This is a genomic window from Sciscionella sediminilitoris (assembly GCF_000737195.2).
Taxonomy (GTDB): Bacteria; Actinomycetota; Actinomycetes; order Mycobacteriales; family Pseudonocardiaceae; genus Sciscionella; species Sciscionella sediminilitoris.
Genome location: NZ_JALM01000073.1, coordinates 14,684 through 37,309, shown reverse-complemented (window position 1 = coordinate 37,309; position 22,626 = coordinate 14,684). Strand labels below are relative to the sequence as shown.

General features: G+C 68.8%; 21 protein-coding genes. 14 read left to right on the top strand and 7 right to left on the bottom strand.

Features of this window, described 5'->3' with window-relative positions; translation table 11 throughout:
• Positions 1-32: 32 nt before the first annotated feature.
• Positions 33-3,329 (bottom strand): molybdopterin-dependent oxidoreductase, encoded by a 3,297-nt coding sequence (locus AD72_RS25270; RefSeq protein WP_031469074.1) that lies wholly within the window; start codon positions 3,327-3,329, stop codon positions 33-35.
• A 19-nt stretch (positions 3,330-3,348) separates the two neighbouring features.
• A complete protein-coding gene (locus AD72_RS25265) occupies positions 3,349-4,434 on the bottom strand; it encodes an ABC transporter ATP-binding protein (RefSeq protein ID WP_031469073.1) in 1,086 nt (361 codons plus the stop codon).
• 74 nt (positions 4,435-4,508) lie between these two features.
• Between AD72_RS25265 and AD72_RS25260 the strand changes: the two genes are divergently transcribed.
• Positions 4,509-5,504 carry an ROK family transcriptional regulator gene (locus AD72_RS25260; RefSeq protein WP_031469072.1) on the top strand — a complete coding sequence of 332 codons (996 nt, stop codon included), beginning with the start codon at positions 4,509-4,511 and terminating at the stop codon, positions 5,502-5,504.
• Between the two features lie 95 nt (positions 5,505-5,599).
• Positions 5,600-6,259 (top strand): phosphatase PAP2 family protein, encoded by a 660-nt coding sequence (locus AD72_RS25255; RefSeq protein WP_031469071.1) that lies wholly within the window; start codon positions 5,600-5,602, stop codon positions 6,257-6,259.
• A gap of 35 nt (positions 6,260-6,294) precedes the next feature.
• Here AD72_RS25255 and AD72_RS25250 read toward each other — a convergent pair whose 3' ends face one another.
• On the bottom strand, positions 6,295-7,239 hold the full coding sequence (locus AD72_RS25250) for a DMT family transporter (protein WP_037347278.1): 945 nt from the start codon (positions 7,237-7,239) through the stop codon (positions 6,295-6,297).
• A 122-nt stretch (positions 7,240-7,361) separates the two neighbouring features.
• Here AD72_RS25250 and AD72_RS25245 point away from each other — a divergent pair, with 122 nt between their 5' ends.
• The gene (locus AD72_RS25245; protein WP_231644958.1) at positions 7,362-8,033 is read left to right on the top strand and encodes a VC0807 family protein; all 672 of its coding nucleotides are present in this window, start codon (positions 7,362-7,364) and stop codon (positions 8,031-8,033) included.
• Between the two features lie 44 nt (positions 8,034-8,077).
• Here the strand turns inward: AD72_RS25245 and AD72_RS25240 are convergent, their stop codons facing one another.
• Positions 8,078-8,761: a MarR family winged helix-turn-helix transcriptional regulator gene (locus AD72_RS25240; RefSeq protein ID WP_051898996.1), complete on the bottom strand. Its 684-nt coding sequence runs from the start codon at positions 8,759-8,761 to the stop codon at positions 8,078-8,080.
• Positions 8,762-8,957: 196 nt separating this feature from the next.
• On the opposite strand from AD72_RS25240, the gene hpnC reads away from it, so the two are divergent.
• From hpnC to hpnH, 7 genes are read left to right on the top strand one after another with little or no spacing between them, the layout of a single operon-like run.
• Positions 8,958-9,854, top strand: a complete 897-nt coding sequence (gene hpnC, locus AD72_RS25235) for a squalene synthase HpnC (RefSeq protein WP_082469155.1) — start codon at positions 8,958-8,960, stop codon at positions 9,852-9,854.
• On the top strand, positions 9,851-10,705 hold the full coding sequence (hpnD, locus tag AD72_RS25230) for a presqualene diphosphate synthase HpnD (protein WP_031469066.1): 855 nt from the start codon (positions 9,851-9,853) through the stop codon (positions 10,703-10,705). The genes hpnC and hpnD overlap by 4 nt, the downstream gene beginning before the upstream one ends.
• Positions 10,705-12,066 (top strand): hydroxysqualene dehydroxylase HpnE, encoded by a 1,362-nt coding sequence (gene hpnE / locus AD72_RS25225; RefSeq protein WP_031469065.1) that lies wholly within the window; start codon positions 10,705-10,707, stop codon positions 12,064-12,066. Before hpnD ends, hpnE begins: the two co-directional genes overlap by 1 nt.
• Positions 12,063-13,070 carry a polyprenyl synthetase family protein gene (locus AD72_RS25220; protein WP_031469064.1) on the top strand — a complete coding sequence of 336 codons (1,008 nt, stop codon included), beginning with the start codon at positions 12,063-12,065 and terminating at the stop codon, positions 13,068-13,070. The genes hpnE and AD72_RS25220 overlap by 4 nt, the downstream gene beginning before the upstream one ends.
• Before the next feature lie 25 nt (positions 13,071-13,095).
• The gene (gene shc, locus AD72_RS25215; RefSeq protein WP_031469063.1) at positions 13,096-15,078 is read left to right on the top strand and encodes a squalene--hopene cyclase; all 1,983 of its coding nucleotides are present in this window, start codon (positions 13,096-13,098) and stop codon (positions 15,076-15,078) included.
• Complete coding sequence (locus AD72_RS25210; protein WP_031469062.1) at positions 15,075-15,659, top strand: nucleoside phosphorylase-I family protein; 585 nt, start codon at positions 15,075-15,077, stop codon at positions 15,657-15,659. The genes shc and AD72_RS25210 overlap by 4 nt, the downstream gene beginning before the upstream one ends.
• Positions 15,660-15,666: 7 nt before the next feature.
• Positions 15,667-16,677 carry an adenosyl-hopene transferase HpnH gene (hpnH, locus tag AD72_RS25205; protein WP_031469061.1) on the top strand — a complete coding sequence of 337 codons (1,011 nt, stop codon included), beginning with the start codon at positions 15,667-15,669 and terminating at the stop codon, positions 16,675-16,677.
• 52 nt (positions 16,678-16,729) lie between these two features.
• Here hpnH and AD72_RS25200 read toward each other — a convergent pair whose 3' ends face one another.
• Entirely contained in the window at positions 16,730-16,918 is a 189-nt protein-coding gene (locus AD72_RS25200) for a hypothetical protein (RefSeq protein ID WP_020497094.1), read from the bottom strand.
• A 166-nt stretch (positions 16,919-17,084) separates the two neighbouring features.
• Between AD72_RS25200 and AD72_RS25195 the strand changes: the two genes are divergently transcribed.
• Positions 17,085-18,041, top strand: coding sequence for a chitinase (locus tag AD72_RS25195; RefSeq protein ID WP_031469060.1), 957 nt, complete (start codon positions 17,085-17,087; stop codon positions 18,039-18,041).
• Positions 18,042-18,051: 10 nt separating this feature from the next.
• Here AD72_RS25195 and AD72_RS25190 read toward each other — a convergent pair whose 3' ends face one another.
• Both AD72_RS25190 and AD72_RS25185 read right to left on the bottom strand, forming a co-directional pair.
• Positions 18,052-18,774, bottom strand: a complete 723-nt coding sequence (locus AD72_RS25190) for an SDR family NAD(P)-dependent oxidoreductase (protein WP_031469059.1) — start codon at positions 18,772-18,774, stop codon at positions 18,052-18,054.
• 2 nt (positions 18,775-18,776) lie between these two features.
• Positions 18,777-21,137: an MGDG synthase family glycosyltransferase gene (locus tag AD72_RS25185; RefSeq protein WP_197285072.1), complete on the bottom strand. Its 2,361-nt coding sequence runs from the start codon at positions 21,135-21,137 to the stop codon at positions 18,777-18,779.
• A 171-nt stretch (positions 21,138-21,308) separates the two neighbouring features.
• Between AD72_RS25185 and AD72_RS37255 the strand changes: the two genes are divergently transcribed.
• The 3 genes from AD72_RS37255 to AD72_RS25170 all read left to right on the top strand — a co-directional run bounded on the left by AD72_RS37255 (position 21,309) and on the right by AD72_RS25170 (position 22,621).
• The gene (locus tag AD72_RS37255) at positions 21,309-21,599 is read left to right on the top strand and encodes a hypothetical protein (protein WP_031469057.1); all 291 of its coding nucleotides are present in this window, start codon (positions 21,309-21,311) and stop codon (positions 21,597-21,599) included.
• A complete protein-coding gene (locus AD72_RS37250) occupies positions 21,581-21,859 on the top strand; it encodes a DUF5134 domain-containing protein (protein ID WP_031469056.1) in 279 nt (92 codons plus the stop codon). The genes AD72_RS37255 and AD72_RS37250 overlap by 19 nt, the downstream gene beginning before the upstream one ends.
• Before the next feature lie 123 nt (positions 21,860-21,982).
• Positions 21,983-22,621 carry a class I SAM-dependent methyltransferase gene (locus AD72_RS25170; protein WP_082469154.1) on the top strand — a complete coding sequence of 213 codons (639 nt, stop codon included), beginning with the start codon at positions 21,983-21,985 and terminating at the stop codon, positions 22,619-22,621.
• The last annotated feature ends 5 nt before the right edge of the window (positions 22,622-22,626 follow it).

Sequence of the window (22,626 nt, the reverse complement as noted above, 5' to 3'; positions counted from 1 at the left end):
ACACCCGCACAACACGAACATTCTGCCTATACTCAGGCGTCGATCTCCAGGTCGGAGAGCGGAATCGCCTGGCAGCTCAGGCAACTCCCCGGTTCGTTGTCCACAGTGGACAGATGGGCGAACTCGCCGCCACGCACCGTGATCCGGCAGGATTCACAGGCCCCGGTGCGGCATCCGCTCGGCAGCGCGATGCCGGCCGCCTCCGCGGCGTCCAGCAGGGTGCCGGATTCCTTGGTCCAGCGCAGTTCCCGGCCACTGCGGGTGAACCGGACCGTGGCGGGGACGAGCGTTTCCGGGATCTCCACCTCGGTGAAGAACTCCTCGCTGAAGATGTCGAACCGGTCCAGCCCGGCCGCGTGGAACTGCTCGGTGAGCTCGTTCATCATCGCCGCGGGCCCGCACAGGTAGACCACGGGCTTGCGCGCCAGGAACTCCGGTTCGAGCTCGGTGACACCGAACCGGGGATTCCCCGCGCCGGTGTGGTATTCGAGCACCCGCGCCTGTGGCACCCGGGCGGCGAGCTCGCGCAGGCGTTCGGCGATCGGCGCCGCGCCCTCCTCGTTCCTGCGGGTGTAGACCACGCGCACATCCGGTGGCGCGGCGGCCCCGGAGGCCAGCGATTCCAGGTAACCCAGGAACGGTGTCACCCCGATCCCGCCGCCGATGCACAGCACCGGCCGGTCCCCGCCGAACGGCAGGGTGAAGGTGCCCGAAGGTGCCTTGAGTTCGAGGATCTCCGGCGCGGATTCGTGCAGGTGCGCCGACATCCGGCCGCCGATGTGCTTGACCAGGATGCGCAGCGAGCCGGAGTCGTAGGCGTTGGTGAGCGAGTACGCCCGCTGCGTCCCGAGTTCCGGAGCGTGCACCTGGATGTGCTGGCCTGGGCGGAACTGCGGCACGGCACCGCCGTCGACCGGTTGCAGGGTCAGCGAAAGCGCACCCACCTCGGTGCGGACCCGCGCGGTGACCCGGAATTCGCGCCAGCCGGACCAGTTCCCCGCCGAGGTCTGGTCGTCGCGGCGGATATCGCAGGCGGCCGCGCGCAACGGGACCGATCCGCTGACCGGATCCCGGCGACGGTCCGAGAGCGCGGCGTTGATGTTGCTCGTCCGGTCCCCGAGCGCGGCCAGTCCCGGGCTCGCCGCCACCGGCCGATCGTCCCACCAGCCGTGTTCGGCGATGGCCACTCGCTCGTGCAAGTTCTCGTCGAACCGGACCCGCAGCCGCGCCTGTCCGTCCGGGGTGCGCACGATCGCCCAGTCCCCTTCGGCGAGCCCGCGCGCCGCGGCGAGTTCCGGGTGGATCTCCAGCGCGGGATCGGGCGAGCGCCGCCGCAGCGAGGCGAGCCTGCGCAACGAGGAATGCGTGTAGTGACCGTTCTTCGCGGTGGTGAGCACGAACGGGAATTCCGCATCCCCGGGAGCCACCTCGTCCGGCTCGGTGAAAGTGGGCAGCGCGGGCTGGCCGTGTTCACGCAGGATCGTGGCGTACAGCTCCACGCGGCGGGTGCGGGTGGCGAATCCGGTCACCGTCCCGTCCGCGGCCTCGGTGGCGTACTTGCGCTCGTGCTGCTCGATAGGGATCCGCACCCCCTCGGGTTGCGCGCGCAGCTGGTCGACGGTGAGCCCGAGCGGGGCGAGCTGGTGGTTCCAGCCCGCGTCCAGGTCCCCGTCGAAGAACTCCGCGCGCAACCCGAGCCGGTCCGCGAGGCCGAGCACGATCTCGTAGTCCGAACGCGATTCCCCGGCCGGTGGCACCATTCTGGGCCTCAGCTGCACGTGTTCCTCACCCGCGGCACTGTTGTCGAAACCGATCAGCAGGCCCTCGCGTTCCGGGGGCGCGCACACCGGCAACAGGATGTCCGCCGTCGCCGCGGTCGGGTTCACGAACATATCGCACTGCACCTGGAATTCCAGTGCCCGCAAGGCTTCCCGGTTCTCGTCCGCGTCACCCTGGGAGACCACCATGTTCGCGCCGAAACCGATCAGCGCGCGCACCGGGTACGGCTGCCCGGAAAGCGCGGCACGGCGGAAATCCCGCGCGGTCACATTGCCCTGCGCCGGCGGGCCGAGCGGCATCTCGGCCTTGCCGAGGGTTTTCTCCCGCTGCTCCGGCCCGAGGATGGAGAACGGCCCGAGCGGATTCTGCGCGAGTTTGTCGAACCACCGGATACCGCCGCTGCGGTCGTAGTTGCCGAGCAGCGCGTACAGCACGCCCATGGCGCGTTCGGTCTGGGTCGCGTTGGTGTGCTGGCCGACCCCGGTCCAGGTGTAGTAGGTGACCCGTTGATGTTTGGTCAGCAATGCGTAGAAATCCGCGATCTCGGCCGGTTCCAGCCAGGTGATCTCGGCGACCCGGTCCAGGTTCCATTCGCCCGCCTGCTCGGCGAGCAGCTCGAAGACCGGGCGCGCGGTCCGGCCGTCCGGCAGCCGGTACGTGCCGCGCAGGGCCACGTTCCGCGGTTCGGCGAGCGGATAGGCGGTGTCATAGCCGCGCGGGGAATCGGTCGTGGTGTCCCACACCAGGAATTCCCCGTCCGCGCCGAGGAGCTCGCCGTCCTCGTCCACCAGCATCGGCGCGTTGGTCCAGCCGCGCACGAATTCCTCGTCGTAGCCCTCGTGCTGGATCAGCTGGTTGATCACGCCGAGCGCGAGCGCCCCGTCGGTGCCCGGCCGGATCCGCATCCAGGTGTCCGCCTGCTGCCCGCTTCCGGCTCGTTTCGGGTCGATGACCACGACGGTGGCCCCGTCCTTGCGGGCCTCGGCGATCGCGCTCGCCTGCGCCAGCCAGGTGCGCGCCGGATTGTGCCCCCACAGCACGATCAGCTCGGCCTGCCGGTAGTCCGGGGTGCCGATTCCCTTGCCGAAGGTGAAGGCGTGCGCGAAATTCTTGTGCCAGCCGCAGATCTCCGTGGCATAGATGATGTTCGGGCTGCCGTAATAGCGCACCAGGCGGTTGACCCACTCGTGCCCGTCCACCATCGGGGTTCCGCTCGGGGTGGTCACCGCGAACGCGACCGACTCCGGTCCGGATTCCGCGGCGAACGCGGTGAGCCGCCCGGCGATCTCGTCCAGTGCCTCGTCCCAGCCGATCCGCACCCAGCCGGGATCCTCGGCGTCCTTGGGATTGGTGCGCCGCATCGGATGCAGCAGCCGCTCCGGGCTGGCCACCAGCTCCGGCATCGCCCTTCCCTTGGCGCACAGCGCGCCGCCGGTCGGGTGCCCGGAAAGCGGTTCCACGGCGAGCAGCCGATCCCCGTCCACCACGGAAACCGAACCACAGTGCGATTTACAGAGCGTACAGAACCCGGGAACCCGCTGAGCACTCATGTCATCCGAGCATACCGGCTCAATCGCTGATACGGAGCCCTGTTTCCGGGTCGAACACGTGCGCCTGATCCGCCGCATTCACTCCGATCCGCACCTTTTCCCCGAGCCGCGGCGGGGTGCGCCCGTCCACCCGCACCACGAGGCGCTGGTTGCTGTCCCCGGCCACGGTGCCATGCAGGTAGGCGTCCGCGCCCAGCTCTTCCACCAGTTCCACGGACAGTTCCGCGCCCGGCTCGTCCGCACCGACCAGGCGCAGCGATTCGGGCCGCAGGCCGAGGGTGACCTGAGCGCGCGCTCCGGTCTCCACTCCGCGCAGCAGCGGGATGTCGAGGCCGCCGAGGTGCGCACCGTCCGCGGAAACGCTTGCGGTGACCAGGTTCATACTCGGTGACCCGATGAAGCCGGCGACGAAGGCGTTCTCCGGGCGCTCGTAGAGCTCGCGGGGCGAGGCGCACTGTTGCAGCAGTCCGTCCTTGAGCACCGCGACCCGGTGCCCCATGGTCATCGCCTCGACCTGGTCGTGGGTGACGTAGATGGTCGTGGTGCCGAGCCGCTGCTGCAGCGCGGCGATGTTGGCCCGGGTCTCCACCCGCAGTTTGGCGTCCAAATTGGACAGTGGCTCGTCCATCAGGAAGACGCTCGGTTCGCGCACGATCGCGCGCCCCATCGCGACCCGCTGCCGCTGCCCGCCGGAGAGCGCCTTCGGTTTGCGGTCCAGGTAGGCGGTCAGGTCGAGCATCTCGGCGGCCTCGCGAACCTTCTCCGCGACCGTCGCCTTGGCCACCCGCTTGAGCCGCAGCGCGAAACCCATGTTCTCCGCGACGGTCATGTGCGGATAGAGCGCGTAGGACTGGAACACCATGGCGATGTCCCGGTCCTTGGGCTGCACCTTGGTGACATCCCGGCCACCGATGGTGATGCTGCCCTCGTTGACCTCCTCGAGCCCGGCGAGCATGCGCAGCGCGGTCGACTTCCCCGATCCGGAGGGGCCGACGAGCACGAGGAATTCGCCGTCGTTGATCTGCAGGCTCAGTTTGTCCACCGCGCGAACGGGCGGATTGCCGGGGTACACCCTGGACGCTTCGACGTATGCCACCTCTGCCATGCGCGCTTTCCTACCCGTGACCCACCGGATGCGCCAGGTTTTGTTCGTTCACCGAATGAACTAATCTGGCGCACATGGATTCCGGACGCGGCGCCGGCGGCTCGGCGTTACGCAGCCACAACATGGCGTTACTGCTCCGGTTGATCACCGATGAGCCCGGATGTTCGCGGGCCGCGCTCGCCGGGCGCACCGGGCTGACCAAGGCCACGGTCTCCACACTGACCGCCGAACTCATCGAGTCCGGGCTGGTGCACGAAACCGTGCGGAGCGGCACCGACCGCCCGGGGCGCCCCGCGACGAGTCTCGCCCCGGATCCGCTCGGCCCGGTGGGGATCGGGCTGAGCCTGCGCGCGGGCAAGGCCGTCGGTTACCTCGCCGATCTCGGCGGCCGGGTGCTGGCCAGGGAGACCAGGGGAATCGAGGGCAGCGAACCGCGACTGGCGCGCCCGGTGCTGCGCAAACTGTTCGACACGGCCACATCCGCGGGGCGTTCGGTGGCCGGGGTGACGCTGGCGGCTCCGCCCGGACGGCACGGTCCGGAACTCGACGCCCGGTTGCGCGCCGAACTCGCCGAACTCGGTGCCCCGGGCATCGAGGCGGCAAGCGGTGACGAACTCCGGTACGCCGCGCACGCGCAGGCGCGGGCGCACGGCAGCGAACGGTTGCTCTACCTCGGCGGCGAGACCGTGCTCGGCGCGGCCCTGCTCCCGGAGGGCAGCTCCGGGGACCTCACCCATGTCCCGGTGCGCCCGCGCGGGGAAACCTGCCCGTGCGGCGCCCGCGGCTGTCTCGGCCGTTATGTGGACCCGGCGAGCGTGCGCGAACGCGCCGGGCACGCGGTCGAGGCGCTGAGCATCGCCCTCGCCCCGATGCTCGCGCTCACCGGAGGCCCCCCGGTACTGCTCGGCGGCTGGCTGCGCGCGGTGCCCGCGAGCACCCTCGGCTGGCGACTCGGCGCACAGGTGCACACCGCCCGGCTCGGTACCGAGGCGAGCCTGCTCGGCGCCTGCACGGCAGCGCTGGCGCACATCCGCGCGGACCCGGCGAGCTGGCTGGCGCAGTGGAGCTAGCCGTACCACGGGAACGGGGCGCAGGGCGACGGCTTGACACCGATCACATCGGTTAGGCTCGCCCGCCTACCCGCCATCTCGAGCACGGAGGACCGATGAATCCAGCAGCCACCGATGCCGCGCGCACCGCGGTCGATGGGTCGGGGATCGACGGCTCCTGGTACGTGGACCTGACCAACTTCGCAAAGCAGACACCGTGGCTGCACGGTATCGCGAACGGGTTCACCGACTACGGTTTCGTCCTGTTCGCCGCGCTGATGGTGCTCGCCTGGTGGACCGCGCGGGTCCGTTCACCGAAGATCATGGCCGCCTCGCTGTGGTCCCCGATCGCGGTGCTGCTGGCCTACGCGATCAGCAAGTACCTCGTCAAACCCGCGGTGAGCGAACTGCGCCCGTGCCGCTCCATCCCGCACGTGTTCACCGTCGCGGTCTGTGATCCGCCGAGCGACTTCGCCTTCCCCAGTGATCACTCCGTGCTCGCGGCGGCCTTCGCGGTCTCGATCCTGCTGGTGCACCGCGGCATCGGCTCGGCGATGATCGTGCTCGGCCTGGTCATGGGCTTCTCCCGGGTGTACGTCGGCGCGCACTACCCGCACGACGTGCTCGGCGGCTACCTGCTCGGCGCGATCGTCGCGTGCAGCGGTTTCCTGGCGATCCGGCTGCTTTCCGGTCCCGTCGAACGACTACGCGAGAGCGGGCGGGGCACCTGGCTGCTCGGCGCTGCCCGGCGCAAACCGGCGCACGCCGCCGTGTAGTCACCGGGCCCGACACGAGCGGAGTCGAAACCCGCTCAGTGCGAGGACTGGGGCGCGGTGTCGCCGGGAACCTCGCCCGCGCCCTCGGCCTCGTCACCCTGCGGCGCGTGACTCGCGGTGATGTGGTCCGCGCGCCGGGAGAGCAGGCTGATCCCGCCGATGACCGCGGCGCCCGCGATGATCTCGCCGATCAGCGTCCCCGGGGTGACCGTGACCTTCTCGTCGAACCACTGCATCCCGAGCAGTACGCCGATGATCGGGTCCACCACGGTGATCACGGCGAGCGCGGGCGAGAGCAGTTTGCCGACCTGGAAGGTGTTCTGCGCGAGCAGGAAACCGACCGGGCCGAGCGCGCAGGCCAAGTAGAGCACCGGGTGGGCGAAGATCGCGCCGATCCCGTCCTGCAGCTGCGAGGTGATGACCTTCATCAGCGCCGCGGTCATCCCGTAGGCGAGCCCGGTGCACAGTGCGAGCAGCAGCACCTTGAACCGGCGGCCGACGTGGTTCGCGGTGAGCACCCCGGCACCGAGAACGAGCACCAGAACGATGGCCAACGGAACCGGGCCCCACACGTCCTTGGGAGCGGAGGTACCCGGTGTGGGCCGCGCGAGCAGCATGAACGCCGCGAGCCCACCGCAACATAACAAGGCTCCGACCATAATGATGCCGTCGATGCGCGTGTGCCCGAACCATGCGTAGAACACGGTGGCGAACAGCAGCGAGGTAATGATGATGGGCTGGACCAGGATCAACGGTCCGAAGTTCAGCGCGAGCAGCTGCAGCACCAGCCCGGCGATGGTGCAACCGACCCCGAGCAGCCACAGCGGCTTCTGCACGAGCCGCTTGAACAGGCGCGGGTCGAGTGTCCCTGTCGCCTCCACCTGTTTGGCCGCGCCCGCCTGGGCCGCGCTCGCGAGCCCGATGCACGCCGCGGCGAGCACGGCGAGTGGCGCGGCGACCACCAGTTCGGTATTCACCACGCGCTATTTTCCTCTCGATCCGACCGGTCCGCCACCGCAATTTCACGCGTCCGGTTACACTTCCTACGGCCAGCCCTACTCTGAACCCGGTAGTCGACCCGATTGGCAAGGTGGCTGAGCGCGTGCAGACCACTCATACGACGGTGCACCTCCCTCCGGTCGCCGCGCTGCTGCGGAAAGCGGCGGTGCCGCTCCTCGAGTCAACGCTCATCCCGCTCGGTTTGTTCTACCTGCTCTTCCGCCTCGTGGGACTGGACGGTGGCCTGTTCGCCGCACTCGGCTGGTCCCTGCTCGCGCTCGGGCGCCGGATCGTGCTCCGCAAGAAGGTTCCCGCCGTCCTGTGGTTGACGACCACGTTACTCGTCGTCCGAACGGTGATCGGGTTCTGTACCGGAAGCGTGTTCCTCTACTTCCTGCAGCCGACCGCGCAGAACTTCCTGATCACCTTCGCCCTGCTCGCGACGCTACCGCTGAAGCGCCCGCTGCTCTCCAAGCTCGCCGACGACTTCGGGGTGATCCCGGACACCCTCTCCGGGCACCCGCACCTGCAGCGCGTGCTCAAGCAGATCTCGCTGCTGTGGGCGCTGGTGTTCCTGGTCAACGGGGTCAGCACGCTGTTCGTGCTCGCCACCCAGACGGTCGGCAACTTCCTGATGGTCTCCACCGCGGGGTCATACAGCGTGGTCGGCGCGGCCATCCTGGTCTCGGTGCTGTGGATCCGCCGGTCGATGCGCAATCAGGGCATCGCACTGCGGCTGAAACTGCGCTGGACGGGCGCGCAAGCCGCGGCCTGACCCTCCTGCGGTACCCCTGCGGAGGGGTCTTCGCCGCTCCCGGTTCACAGTTCGTAGGCGAGCGGGGCACCTTCGAAGAGCTGGCCGAGCGAGGTGTTCAGCCTGCTGAGCAGTTCGGCGAGCTGTTCGCACTCGTCGTCGGTCCAGCTGCCGGTGATCGCGCGCAGCACCCCGCGGCGGCGCTTGCGCTCGGCCACGAACAGTTCCTTGCCGTGCGACTCCATGGTGATGACCCGGGCTCGCCGGTCGTTGGGATGGGCCGCACTGGACACCAGCCCGGCCGCGCACATCGTGGCGACCTGGCGGGTCACGGTGGACGCGGCGAGGCACAGCTCGGCGGCCAGCGTGGAGATGGTCGAGGGCCCCTTCTTGTCCAGGGTGCACAGCAACAGGTAGCTCGAGCGATCGAGCGGGGCCTCGCGGGTGTTCTCCTGGGCGAGCATCGCGGTGGTGCGGACGAGCAGGGTCAGCTGTCGCTCGGCCAGTTCGAGGCTGTCGGTTCCGGTCGCGTTCGGCCCGAGAAATGACGGAATGGGCTGTTGTTTCTTCGCCGCCTTGTTCGCCTTGTCAGCCCGGTTCGCCGCTTTCGCCCGCCGCCGCGCGACCTTGTTGTCGGCGCGCGCTTGTTTGCGCGCGAGCTTCCCGGGCGTCGTGTCCGCTCGGACCCGCTTGCGCGCCGGCGCCGCCTGTTGCTTGTGCGCGCGGGGCTTTCGTGGCTGTTTCCTCACCTATGCAGTCCCTGTCGGGTTGTAGCCGCCCGAGTGATGTCCCACAACTACCGTAAGCCGAGGGTGAAGAGTACGGTAGCAGCAAAAGTAGCTGTATGACACAACTAATCGCGAAATGTCCCGGACGACCTCGAACTCGGCGGTGGTCGGCAAGGCAGCCACAAGCGGCCGCGGCGACCGACGACGGCAGTAAAGGATGACCCGATTGGCCCTCCAGCGTCAGCGACCGGGCGCCGCGCAGGCGCACAGAGCACCGCATCCGGCGGTGTCCACCACCGAGCTCCGCAAGGTCGCGGGCACCGAGAATTTTCCGGTCGCACTGTGGTTTCTCCCGAAGAAGCACCGGCGCCATCTGATGGCGATCTACGTGTATGCCCGGTTCGTCGACTACATCGGCGATGAGGCGCCCGGAGATCGCGCCACCCTGTTGCGCAAGGTTTCCCGCGATCTCGACGAGTTGTTCGCCGGAAGCGAGCCGCGCGACGAAGTGATGCGGGTACTCGGGGAAACCGTGCGCGAGGTCGGTATCCCCCGCGAACCACTCGACGATCTGATCACCGCGAACCTCACCGATCAGCAGGTGCGCGAGTACCGGACCTACGAGCAGTTGCTCGACTACTGCTCCTATTCCGCGAACCCGGTCGGGAACCTGGTGCTGTACGTGTTCGGCGATCACACGCCGGCGAACGAGAAGCTCTCCGACAAGATCTGCACGGCACTGCAGATCCTCGAGCACCTGCAGGACATCGCCGAGGACGCCGGGAACGGCCGGATCTACCTGCCCGCCGAGGATCGCGAACGGTTCGGGGTGAGCACCGAGGAACTGACCAGGGCGCCCGCCTCGCGCGGGCTGCGCGCGCTGACCGCCTTCGAGGCCCAGCGCGCGGTACGGCTGCTGGACGAGGGCGAGCCGCTGCTCGGGGAACTGCGCGGGGCCGGGCGGATCGCGGTCTCCGGGTTCCTCGCGGGCGGGCGCGCGACGGCAGCGGCGATCGCGGCGGCGAACTTCGACACGATCGGTTCGCAGGTCAGCCCGAGCAAGGCACGCACCGCGGCGCTGGCGCTGCGCAGCCTCGTTGGAGGACGAGGGTGAATCTCGACGAGGCCTATCAGCGCTGCGAGCAGATCACCACCGAACAGGCTCGCAACTTCTCCTACGGCATCAAGCTGCTGCCCAAGCCCAAGCGTGCCGCGCTTTCCGCGGTGTACGCCTTCGCCAGGCGCATCGACGACATCGGGGACGGCGCGGACGACACCGAGACCAAACTCGCCGGGCTCGCCCTCGCCGAGCAGGCGTGCGCCGATCCCGCCGCCTTTCCAGAGGACCCGGTGCTGGTGGCGATCGCGGACACGCAGGCGCGTACCGGGATCCCGATGCGCGCCTTCGAGGAACTCATCGAGGGCTGCCGCGCGGATGTGCTCGGCACGAACTACCCGGACTTCGAGGGACTGCGGCACTACTGCCGGTGTGTCGCCGGATCGATCGGGCGGCTATCCCTCGCGGTGTTCGGCGCGGACCGGACCCCGGCCAACGACCGGCTCGCCGATTCACTCGGCATCGCACTGCAGCTGACCAACATCCTGCGCGACATCCGCGAGGACCGGATCAACGGGCGGATCTACCTGCCCGCCGAAGACCTCGAACGGTTCGGCTGCACCCTGGACATCGACCCGGACGGCACCCTGCTCGACGAGCAGGACGCGCTGCTCGCCCTCGTCGAGTTCGAGGCGGCGCGCGCCCAGGAGTGGTACGCGGAGGGAATGCGGCTGCTCGGCCGCCTGGACCGCAGGAGCAGGGCCTGTTGCGCGGCGATGGCCGGGATCTATCAGCGGCTGCTGACCAACATCTCGCTGCGTCCCTGGCAGGTGCTCGACCGGCGGGTCTCCCTGCCCGGCGCGGAGAAGGCGGGGGTCGCCGCGCGAGCCTTGGCCGGTGCGTTCTGATGCGCGCGATCGTGGTCGGTGGCGGGCTCGCCGGGCTGACGGCGGCCTGCTCACTGGTGGACCGCGGCTGGTCGGTCACCGTGCTCGAGGAGCGGGCCCGGCTCGGCGGGGCCACCTTCTCGTTCACCAGAGAAGGACTGGTGATCGACAACGGTCAGCACGTGCTGCTGCGCTGCTACACCGAATACCTCGGCTGGCTGCGCAGGCTCGGGGTGGAGCACGAGATCGAGATGCAGCCCCGGTTCCGCATCCCGGTGCAGCGCCCCGGCGGCAACCGGTACGTGCTCGAACGCACCCCGGGACTGCCCGCCCCGCTGCACCTCGGCCCCTCGCTGGCCCGCTACGGGCTGCTCGGCCTCGGTGACCGGCTCCGGGTGCTGCGCGGGGTGGACGAACTGCGCAAGCTCGAACTGGACAACCCGGCCCTGGACGAGCAGCGGTTCGGCACCTGGCTGCGCCGCGCGGGACAGAACGACCGCACCATCGAGGCGCTGTGGAACCTGATCACGGTGGCCGCGCTGAACACCGAGGCGGACAATGCCGCGCTTTCCTTGTGCGCCATGGTGTTCCGCACCGCGCTGCTGGAGAACGCGGACTCGGCCGATATCGGGATCCCCCGCGTTCCGCTGCAGCGGCTGCACGGGGAGGCCGCGGAGAAGTACCTGCGGGACCGGGGCGCGAGCGTGCGCACCGACACCCCGGCGCGCCGGATCGTCCCGGGCGCGGACGGGTTCACGGTGGAACTCGACGGGGAACGGCTCGAGGCGGACCGGGTCGTGCTCGCGGTTCCCGCGCGCAAGGCGGCCGAGCTCGCCCCGAAGGACTCGCTGCGCACGCCGTCCGGCTACCCCGAGGAGCTCGGCACCTCGCCGATCCTGAACCTGCACGTGGTCTACGACCGGGAAGTGCTCGACGAGCAGATGCTCGCCTTCGTCGACTCCCCCGTGCAGTGGGTGTTCGACCGCACCGCGATCGCCGGGCTCACCGAATCGAGCGACGACGCGCGAAAACCGAGTGGCGCCCAGTACCTCGCCGTGTCACTGTCTGCTGCGGAAGAACTCATCGACGAGCCGACCGCGAACCTGCGCAAGACTTTCCTCCCCGAGCTGAGCAGGGTGCTTCCCGCGGCCGCCGAGGCCAACGTCGAGTCGTTCTTCGTCACCCGGGAACGGCACGCGACCTTCCGCCAGGGCCCGGGGACCGCGGCGATGCGCGCGAAACCGGCGACCAAGGTGCCGGGGCTGGTGCTCGCGGGGGCGTGGACCGGTACCGGGTGGCCGGACACGATGGAGGGAGCGGTGCGCAGCGGGCTCGACGCCGCGCGCCTTGTCGGTGGACCGAGACTTCAGGAGGGCACATGACCGCGGTGATGCCGAGCGAACTCACCGAAGCGCGTGAGCTGGTTACCCCCGCGTTGCGTTCGGCCATCGACCGGCTCGACGGCCCGACCGCTCGTGTCTGCCGCTACCACTTCGGCTGGGAGGACACCGAGGGCAAGCCGAGCACGCCAGGGGGCAAGACCCTGCGGCCCGCGCTCGCGCTGCTTTCCGCGCAGGCGGCCGGATCCCGCTCCGAACTCGGGGTCCCCGCCGGTGCCGCCGTCGAACTGGTGCACAACTTCTCGCTGCTGCACGACGATGTGATGGACGGGGATGTCGAGCGCCGCCACCGCGCGACCGCCTGGCGGGTTTTCGGGGTTCCCGCGGCGATCCTTGCCGGGGACGCGATGCTCACCGTCGCCGTGGACACGGTGCGCGAGGCCTATCAGCCGGATCGCGCGGTGGCCGTCGAGGCCTGCCTGACCACCGCGGTGCGCAGGCTGATCGCCGGGCAGAGCGCCGATGTCAGCTTCGAGTCCCGCGCCGATGTGAGCGTCGAGGAATGCGTGCGCATGGAGCGGGACAAGACCTCCGCGCTGCTCGCCTGCGCCAGTTCCATCGGCGCCGTGGCCGCGGGGGCGGACGAGACGACCGTGCACGCGCTCGACGCGTTCGGCGAACACCTCGGGATCGCCTTCCAGATGGTCGACGACCTGCTCGGGATCTGGGGCGCGAGCGAGGTGACCGGCAAACCGGCGCTCTCCGACCTGACCTCGCGGAAGAAATCGGTCCCGGTGCTCGCCGCCATGGACTCCGGCACCAGCGCAGGCGACGAACTGCGCGAGCGGTACGGCAACGAACGGGAGACCGACGTGGCCCTGCTCGCCACGCTGATCGAGAAGGCGGGCGGACGGGAATGGACCAGCGTCCAGGCCGATGAGCACGTCCGGTCCGCGATCGCCTGCCTGGACGAGATCGACCTGTCCGAGAACACCAGGGCGGCCTTCGAACTGACCGCACGATTCGTAACGGAGCGTGACCTGTGAGCATCAGAGAGGGGAACCTGTAACCGTGAGTTATACGGTACTCGACAGCGAGCTGACCACCGATGAAGCCGAGGTGACCGAGGCGCTGTTGCGCGCCCGCGAGCACCTGCTCTCCCTGCAGAACGAGCAGGGCTGGTGGAAAGGCAAGCTGCGGACCAACGTCACGATGGACGCCGAGGATCTGTTCCTGCGTCAGTTCCTCGGGATCCGCACCGAGGAGCAGACCGAGCAGACCGCCCGCTGGATCCGCTCCCAGCAGGCCGAGGACGGCACCTGGGCGACCTTCCCCGGCGGTCCCGCCGAACTGTCCACCACGGTCGAGGCCTACATCGCGCTCCGCCTCGCCGGGGACGACCCGCAGGTACGGCACATGCGGCTGGCGCGGGACTACATCCTCTCCCAGGGCGGTATCCCGAAGACCCGGATCTTCACCCGGTTCTGGCTCGCGATGTTCGGTGAATGGTCCTGGGACGACCTCCCGGTGCTGCCGCCGGAGATGATCTTCCTGCCCTCCTGGTTCCCGCTGAACACCTACGACTGGGCCGCCTGGGCGCGCCAGACGGTCATGGCGCTCACCGTGGTCAGCGCGATGCGCCCGGTGCGCTCACTGGGCATCAGCATCACCGAGCTCTACATCGACAAGCCGAAGCGCTCGATCTTCGCGCTGCCCAAACTGCCCAAGCTCACCGAGCTCAACCCGATGCGGCTGGTGGATGCCCGGGACAAGCTGCGCGACGATTTCTTCAGCACCGCGTTCAACGGGCTGGACTGGCTGCTGCACCGGCACGAGGACTCCCCGGTCAAGCCGCTGCGCGAATCGGCGCTGCGCCAGGTCGGCGAGTGGATCATCGCCCGCCAGGAGGCCGACGGCGGCTGGGGCGGCATCCAGCCCCCGTGGGTGTACTCGATCATCGCGCTGACCCTGCTCGGCTACCAGATGGACCATCCGGTGCTGGACAAGGCGATCAACGGGCTCGACGGGTTCACCGTCTGGGAGGAGACCCCGGACGGCACGATGCGCTGGTTCGAGGCCTGCCAGTCCCCGGTGTGGGACACCGCGCTCGCGCTCAACGCCCTGCTCGACGCGGGCATCCCGGCGGACAACGAGTCCGTGGTCACCGCGACCGACTGGCTGCTCGCCGAGCAGATCACCGTGCCCGGTGACTGGACGGTGCAGCGGCCCGGCGTGGAATGCGGTGGATGGGCCTTCGAGTTTGCCAACGACATCTACCCGGACACCGACGACACCTCGGAGATCGTGCTCGCGCTCAACCGGGTCAAGCACCCGCAGCACCAGGGCGCGGTACGGGCCTCGATCGAGAAGGCGACCACCTGGCTCACCGCGATGCGGTCCAAGGACGGCGGCTGGGGCGCGTTCGACGCGGACAACACCCAGTGGTTGGTCAACTATGTGCCGTTCTGCGATTTCGGTGCGGTGATCGACCCGCCATCGGCCGATGTCACCGCGCACATCGTGGAGATGTACGCCGCGCTGGGCATGACGCACAGCCGGCCGGCCAGCGATGGACTGCGCTGGCTGCTCAACTCCCAGGAGGAGGACGGTTCCTGGTACGGCCGCTGGGGCGCGAACTACATCTACGGCACCGGGGCCGTGGTTCCCGCGCTGATCAAGTCCGGCATCTCCGCGGGGGACAACCGGATCCGGCGCGCGGTCGCCTGGCTGTACGAGAAGCAGAACCCGGACGGCGGCTGGGGTGAGGACCTCCGGTCCTATGTGGACACGACGTGGAGCGGTAAGGGAACCTCCACCCCCTCGCAGACCGCGTGGGCGCTGCTGGCCCTGCTGGCCGCCGGTGAGCGCGGTCCCAAGGTGGACGCCGGGATCCGCTGGCTGATGAGCAACCAGCGCGCCGACGGCGGCTGGGACGAGGAACAGTTCACCGGGACCGGGTTCCCCGGCGACTTCTACATCAGCTACGAGCTCTACCGGCTGGTCTTCCCGATCAACGCGATCGGCCGTTACCTCGGAACGGATCAGCCTGCATGACTGTCACCGTGCTCGCCCCGCTGCGCATCGAAGCCCTTTCGGTGCGCGGCGCGGGCGCGCACGTACTGCGCACCGGAATGGGCAGGGCGCGCTCGCTGCGTGCCGCGCCCGCCACCGCTGAACCGGTCGTCGTTGCCGGATTCGGCGGTGCTCTCGACGGTGCCGTGTCGGCGGGCGACCTCGTCGTCGGCACCTGCGTACGCACCGAGGACGGGGCCGGATTCGCGCTCACCGAACCCGAACGCCTCGCCGCGCTGCTGCGCCAATCAGGACTCACCGTGCACCTCGGACCGGTCGTCACCACGGCCGCGATCGTGCACGGCGCGCGGCGATCCCAACTCGCCGCGACCGGTGCGCTCATCGCCGATATGGAATCCGCGCACCTGATGCACCGGGTGACCGGTCCCCGAGCGGTCATCAGGGCCGTCGTCGACACTCCGCGTTTCCCGCTTTCCCACCCGCGCACCGTGACCGCGGGCATCGCGGCGATTCGTACGCTGCGTAGAGTGGGACCAGGAATGCGCAAATGGGCCGAGGAAACGACGACCCTCAACACTCCCGCGGTAGATTTGGAGGTCTGAAACTCGCATGGCTGTACCAGTGCGACAGGCACTTCGTGTAGGTGCCTACATTTTCAAGAACAAAATCAAGGGCGTGAAGAAATTCCCGCTCGTCGTCGAACTGGAAACCCTGTTCGCGTGCAACCTCTCCTGCGCGGGATGCGGCAAGATCCAGCACCCTGCCGATGTGCTCAAGCGCAGGATGCCGGTCGAACAGGCAGTCGGCGCGATCGAGGAATCCGGTGCGCCCATGGTCGCCATCTCCGGCGGCGAACCACTGATGCACCCGCAGATCGACGTCATCGTCAACGAACTGGTCAAGCGCAAGAAGTTCGTCACCCTGTGCACGAACGCCATGCTGGTGCGCAAGCGGATCGACAAGTTCGATTTCAAGCCTTCGCCGTATTTCCAGTGGGCCATCCACATCGACGGCCTGCGGGACGCGCACGATGCCTCGGTGTGCAAGGAAGGCGTCTTCGACGAGGCGATGGAGGCGATCAAGGAGCTGCAGTCCCGCGGATTCCGCGTCACCAGTAACTCCACCTTCTTCTCCACGGACACCCCGCAGAGCATCATCGACACCTTCGACTACCTCAACGACGTGGTCAAGGTCGACGAGATGGAGTTCTCTCCCGCATACGCCTACGAGAAGGCTCCCGACCAGGACCACTTCCTCGGTGTGCAGGAAACCCGCGAACTGTTCAAGAAGGTGTTCGCGGACGGGCGCCGCAAGAAATGGCGGCTCAACCACTCGCCGCTGTTCCTCGATTTCCTCGAGGGCAAGGTCGATTTCCAGTGCACCGCGTGGGGAATTCCCTCGTATTCCCTTTTCGGGTGGCAGAAACCCTGCTACCTGATGTCCGATGGGTACGCCAAGACCTACAAGGAACTCATCGAGACGACCGACTGGGACAAATACGGCAGGGGCAAGGACCCCCGCTGCGACAACTGCATGGCGCACTGCGGCTACGAACCGACCGCCGTGCTGGCCACCATGGGCTCACTCAAGGAGTCCATCCGCGCGGCCATCGAGAAATAACGCGGAGACAGTGGATCCCCCGGACCGGGCGCGTGCGGCTCGGACCGGGGGATCACTCGTCCCGTGTCGAGCGCGCCGCCGCCTCCGGCATCGTGATCAGCTCGGTCAGCCAGTCACCCGTTTCCCGGGCCACATCGCGCACCGCGCCGGTGACGATCGTGGCGATATTGCCGATGTGCGCCGAGGCCGACTCGGTGAGCTCCTGGACGGTGTCCTTACCCGCCTCGAACCGGTCGATCATGGGCTTCTCCTCGTTCGCTGATTCCGTTCGCTGGTGTCACCGACCCCATCCTACGAGGTTCGGTCAATTGTGAAGCCACGATCGTCGGTACCGATCAAGCTCGGCCGCTGCGATGCTACGTGGCGCTTTTCCAAGAGTGCCTCTTTCGCAGAGCCGAGGAGATCAGATGTCCCGTAAGTCCTTCCTGGCCACCACCCTCGCCGCAGTCACCGGGTGCGCGCTCGCCGTCCCGTTCGCCGCCTCCGCGCAGACCACGGCGAGCGCGACCGCCGCCCCCTATGTCGACATGTCGAATTCCCAGGTGGACATGCTCCACCAGGCGATAACCGGGGCCGGCCTCAAGTCGTTCAGCGCCGCCTTCGTCACCGGGTCCGGATGCGACCAGATCTGGGGTGACACGCTGCCGATCGGCAAGGATCCGAAGGTCGACGGGGAGATCGAGAAGGCGCGGTCCGAGGGCGCGAGCCCGATCATCTCCACCGGTGGCGCCTCGGGCCTGCCACTCGCCTGGACCTGCACCGATCAGCAGGCCATCCAGAAGGGCTACCAGCAGATCATCGACACCTACAAGGTGAACCAGCTGGACTTCGACATCGAGGGCGCCGCGCAGAACGACACCGCGGCCGCCGCGCGGAACATGAAAGCGGTGAAAGCACTCAAATCGAGTAACCCGGACCTCAAGGTCTCGGTCACCCTGCCGGTGCTGCCGGACGGGCTCACCCAGGACGGGCTGAAACCCGTGCAGGCCGCGAAGGACGCCGGGGTGCGCATCGACATCGTCAACATCATGGCGATGGACTACAACCAGGGCAACCAGGACATGGGCAAGGCCGCGACCAGTGCCGCGCAGGCGACACTCAAACAGATCCAGGGCATCGATTCCGGCTACGGCAACGCCAATATCGGCATCACCCCGATGATCGGCACCAACGACGACAATTCCACGTTCACCATGGACAATGCGAAATCGGTCGCCGGATGGGCCAAATCGAATCAGGTGGGCCGGCTCTCCTTCTGGTCGCTGAACCGCGACAAGGCCTGTGATTCCGCCGCCCGCGCCTCCTCCACCTGCAGCGGAGTGGCGCAGAGCCCGCTCGATTTCACCAAGGCGTTCACCGGCTAGCCGACAGCGGCTATTCGAAGCGGCTCCGCAGGGCGCGCACCAGTCCCGGTGCGGCCCCGCCGAGCCGCGCCGGGAACCGCAGCCAGGCGGGCACGAACACCTCGGCCCTGCCGCGTTCGATGGCGGCGATAGTGGCCCGCGCGACCCGTTGCGGCGCAACGGGTCGCGGGCGGGAGCGGTCATAGGCGGCGCCGCGCCGGTCGAAGAACGCGGTGTCCACGACCCCGGGAACCACGGTGCTGACCCGCACTCCCCTCGGCCGCGCGGCCAGCCGCACGCTTTCCGCGAAGGTGGCCATGCCCGCCTTCGCCCCGGAATACGCGGCCTCCTCGGCCACCGCCATGGCACCGGCGATGCTCGTGATGTAGGCGAGCGCGCCGTGCCCCCGGTCCAGCATCCCGGGCAGCAGCGCGCGGGTGAGCAGCATGTTCGCCGTCAGGTTCACGGTGATCAGTTCACCGATCTTTTCCGCTGGCATGGCGGCGAAATCCCCGGCGTACCCGATCCCGGCGTTGCCGATGAACACATCGACCTCGCCGGCCGCGGCGGCCAGTTCCGCGCAGGCACCCGGTTCGGCGAGATCGCCCGCGAAGTTCTCGTGCCCGTGCAGCGCGGATTCGGTGCGCCCGGCGGCGAGAACGTGCGCACCACGGCGGGCGAGCAGCCGGGCGAGTTCGGCGCCGATCCCGGAGGATGCCCCGGTGATCAGCACCCGCGCACCGGCCCAATTCATGCTCACGCGGTCCTCATCCGCAGCGCGGCGTACTCGGCCTCGATGCGCGCGCACAACCGCTCGGCGGTCTCCACTCCGTCCGGATCGGTGGCGATGCACACGGTGACCTCCTTGGCCCACAACATGAATCCCGCGGCGAACGCGGTGCCCTTGGCCAGCGGCAGGATCGGGTACACCGAACCGATCAGCGAACCGCGTACCTTGAGCACCCCGCGTGCGCCGGGCAGGATCGAGGCGATCATGTTGAACCAGTTGCCGGAGTTGAAGTTACCGGCGAGCACCCGGTGCAACGGGGCAGGCAAGCCGCCCATGGCGCGCACCACGAGCCGCGCGGCAGCGGGCGCCCCGGATTCCTCCTCGGCACGCAATGCCTCGGCGGTGCGTTTGATCCGCTCGGGCAGCTCCATCTCGGCGACCGGGAGATCGAGCCGGATCGCCCCGGTGTGGTTCCCCGCCGAACGGAAGGTCCGCACACTGCGGGTGGACTGCGGAACGGTGAGCCGGGCGCCGTTCTGCGTGTCCGGCACCTCGGCGCGCAGGGCCTCGGCGAGCAGGCCGAGCACCACATCCGGGACCGTGACGCCGAGTTCGGTCGCGATCTTGTTCAGTCCCGGCTGGTCCAGCCAGGCCCGCCGATAGCGGCGTTCCCGCGTGGTGACCGTGCGGTTGAGCGAATTCGGTTTCACCGCGCCGCCGCGGGCGAGCGTGTACAGCCCGCGCACCAGCTGCCGCGGGGTGACCTTCTCCGGCTCGTCGAACGGCGCGAGTTCCTGCGGCCACGGGTTTCCGCGCGAGGCGGACACCAGCGATCCGGTGACCGCCATCCCGTCGGCGAAGGAATGGTGTGAGCTCACCAGGAACGCCGCGCGTCCCCCTTCGAGACCGCTGACCAGCCGTGCTCGCCCGGCGTACTGATAGGGATCCAGCCGCGCGGAGAAGAACTCCCCGAGCGCGGCGTCCAGCGCCGCTTCCTCTCCCTGCTCGGCGACCTGCTCGGAAATGTCCACAAGGGACAGCCGGATGTCGCTGTCCCGGATCCGGTCGTCCACCAGCCGCGGATGCCGCAGCCAGCGGCGGCGCATCCGGTTGCGCCCACCGGGAAGCGCGCCGAACAGCACCTCGGCCTCCGCGCGCCCCGGCAGGGTGCCGTCCTCCTTGGGATGCAGGATCAGCACCGCGCCGAGCTGCTGGGGATGATTTTTCCCGTCCGCGTAAAGGAAAATCGAGTCCTGCGCGCGCACCCGGTGCGGGGCGGGCGCGGACCCGGCGAGGTCCACCAGTGCCTCGTCCAGACTGGGATGATCGCGCACGTGTTCGCGGGCCCGGCGCTCGATGGCGGCCAGCCGCGTCGGTTCGGCGAGCAGTTCGCGCACCGTCCTGGTCAGCGAACCACGATCCGGGCACAACAGGGCGAGCCCGGCATCGGCCATCAGACGCGCATTGGCCTTCCCGTGCGCGGCGATGGGCTGATACATCAGCACCGCGCGTTCACAGGCCAGCGCCTCAAGAGAGGTCGCCCCGCCCGCGTTGGTGACCAGCACATCGCAGGCGGCGAGCAGATCGGGAACCTCGTCGGTCCAGCCGTAGGCGATCAGCCGCGGATCCCCGGGACTGACCGCGTTCACCTTGGCGCGCAAGGCATCGTTGCGCCCGCACACCGCGAGTACGGTGACCGAATCGTCGGCGGTGAGCAGTTCGTGCACCGCGGCGGCCACCGAGCCGAAACCGAGCGATCCGCAGGAGACCACGGCCACGAACCCGTCCACCGGAAGACCGAGCCGCTTGCGCGCGGCGAGCCGGTCACCGGGCACGAACCGGCCGGTGACCGGGGGCCTGCTCACCGAGACCGGGGCCTTGGGCACGCACACCCGCGCCGGGCCGGTCGCGACATCGTGCATCACCACATTGCGGTCGATGCGGTCGTAGACCCAGAACGGGTGCGGGGCGAAATCCGAGATCCACGCACCGACCGGGGCGGAGAGCTCTCCCCTGCGGCGCAACCAGTTCAGGCCCGCGGTGCCGAGCGGATAGGTGGGCAGCACCAGATCCGGGCGGAACTCGCGCAGCACCCCGCGCAGCGAGCGGCCAGCCCATTCCGCCACGAACCGTTTCGCGGCGTGCGCGAACCAGGGCCGGTGCCACAACGAGTCGTAGAAGAACTCGTAGAGCCACGGCGTGGACTCCACATTGGTCACGTAGGTCCAGCGGAAGGCGGGCCCGACCGCCTTGCCCATCGCGTCCAGCGTGTCCACCCAGCGGACCTGCGCATCCGGCCACAGTGCGTGCACCCGTTCCTCGAGCGCGCGGCCGGTCGCGTTGTGCCCCTCACCCATGTTCGCGGAAACGATCAGCACTCGTTTCACCGAAGGCGCTTCTAACACGTCAGCACCCCACTCTGCTTTACTTCCAAGCGAAGAAACCTGTTCTGACGTGCACGTTACTGGACGGCCTCGATGACAAGATCGACTACGGTGGGCAAAAAGACTCCCGGGTCACACCGAATCACCCGTATCGGGCTGGGCTCACTCGGTGCGGTGGCCGTACTCGTGGTGTCCAGCGGGCACGTGCTCGGCACCTGGGCGGCCCTGCTCGCCGCGCTGCTGTTCGCCGCGGTCCTCGTGGTCCATCTGAGCCATATGCGCGGAGTCGGCTGGCCGCTCGCGGTGTGGCACGCCGGGCACGTGCTCATGGCCGCGGGCATGGTGCTGATGAACCTGCCGTGGCTGACGATCCCGCCGCTACTGGCCCAGGGGGGGTGTTCCTGGCCTGTGCGCTGGCCGGGCTCGTCCTCGCGGTCAGCGGGCGGATGCGCGGGCACGGGCTGACCGCGCTCACCCCGATGGGCGTCATCGACCTGCTCGGCATGGCCTTCATGTACGTGGTGCCGACTCCCGGCTTCGCCTGGCTGACCGTGGTGTTCGCGGCGTGGTTCCTGGCACAGGCCGCGTGGTGGGCGCGCGGACGGGTTCCCTCGGCGGGGGAACACAGCGCCTCCGTGCGGGTGAGCCTGATCGTGATGGGGCTCGGGATGGCCTCGATGCTGGTGGCCATGCAGTTCCTGATGCCCCCGATGCCCGGGATGTGAGCACTGCCCGGTACCCGCGCCGAGAATTCACCGGCTAATCGACCCACAGTAGGACGCGAGTGGGTATGTTGCTGCATGAGAATGGACGTAGGCGCAGGTTCGTTCCCGACAGGAGTGCTGACCATGACCCATCCGGCGAGCGGTGCCGGTTCCCCGCTGCACCTGAACCGGCCGAGGGGACGCGATGCCTGGCGGTTCGCGCGGCAGTTCTTCCGCTCCCCCATGACCACGGCCTCACTCGTACCCAGCTCCAGTTATCTCGCCGAGCGGATGGTCGCCCCCATTCCCCGTACCGGTGACCCCGCGGTGGTGGAACTCGGCGCGGGCACCGGGGCGTTCACCGCGGCCGCCCAGCGGGTGCTCGGCGGGCGCGGCACCCATGTCGCGATCGAGTGCAACCGGGAATGGGCCCGGCTGCTCGCCTCCCGCTATCCCGGCGTGGACGTGGTCTGCGCCGATGCTCACGACCTGCTCGACGTGCTCGCCGCGCGCGGGCTGCGGGCGGATGTGGTGATCAGCGGGCTGCCCTGGGCGGCGTACTGGCCCAAGGACAAGCAGCCGCTGGTGGAACTGGTCGCGGACTCGCTCGTGGAGCGTGGCTCGTTCACCCAGTTCTCCTACGCCTGGAGCCGCTGGGCCCCTCCCGCGCGCCGTCAGCACCGGGAGCTGCGGGACAACTTCGAGGAAACCGTGGTCTCGCGCACCGTGATGCGCAATTTCCCGCCCGCCTACGTGTACTTCGCCCGCCGTCCGCGGTGCTGAGGGGC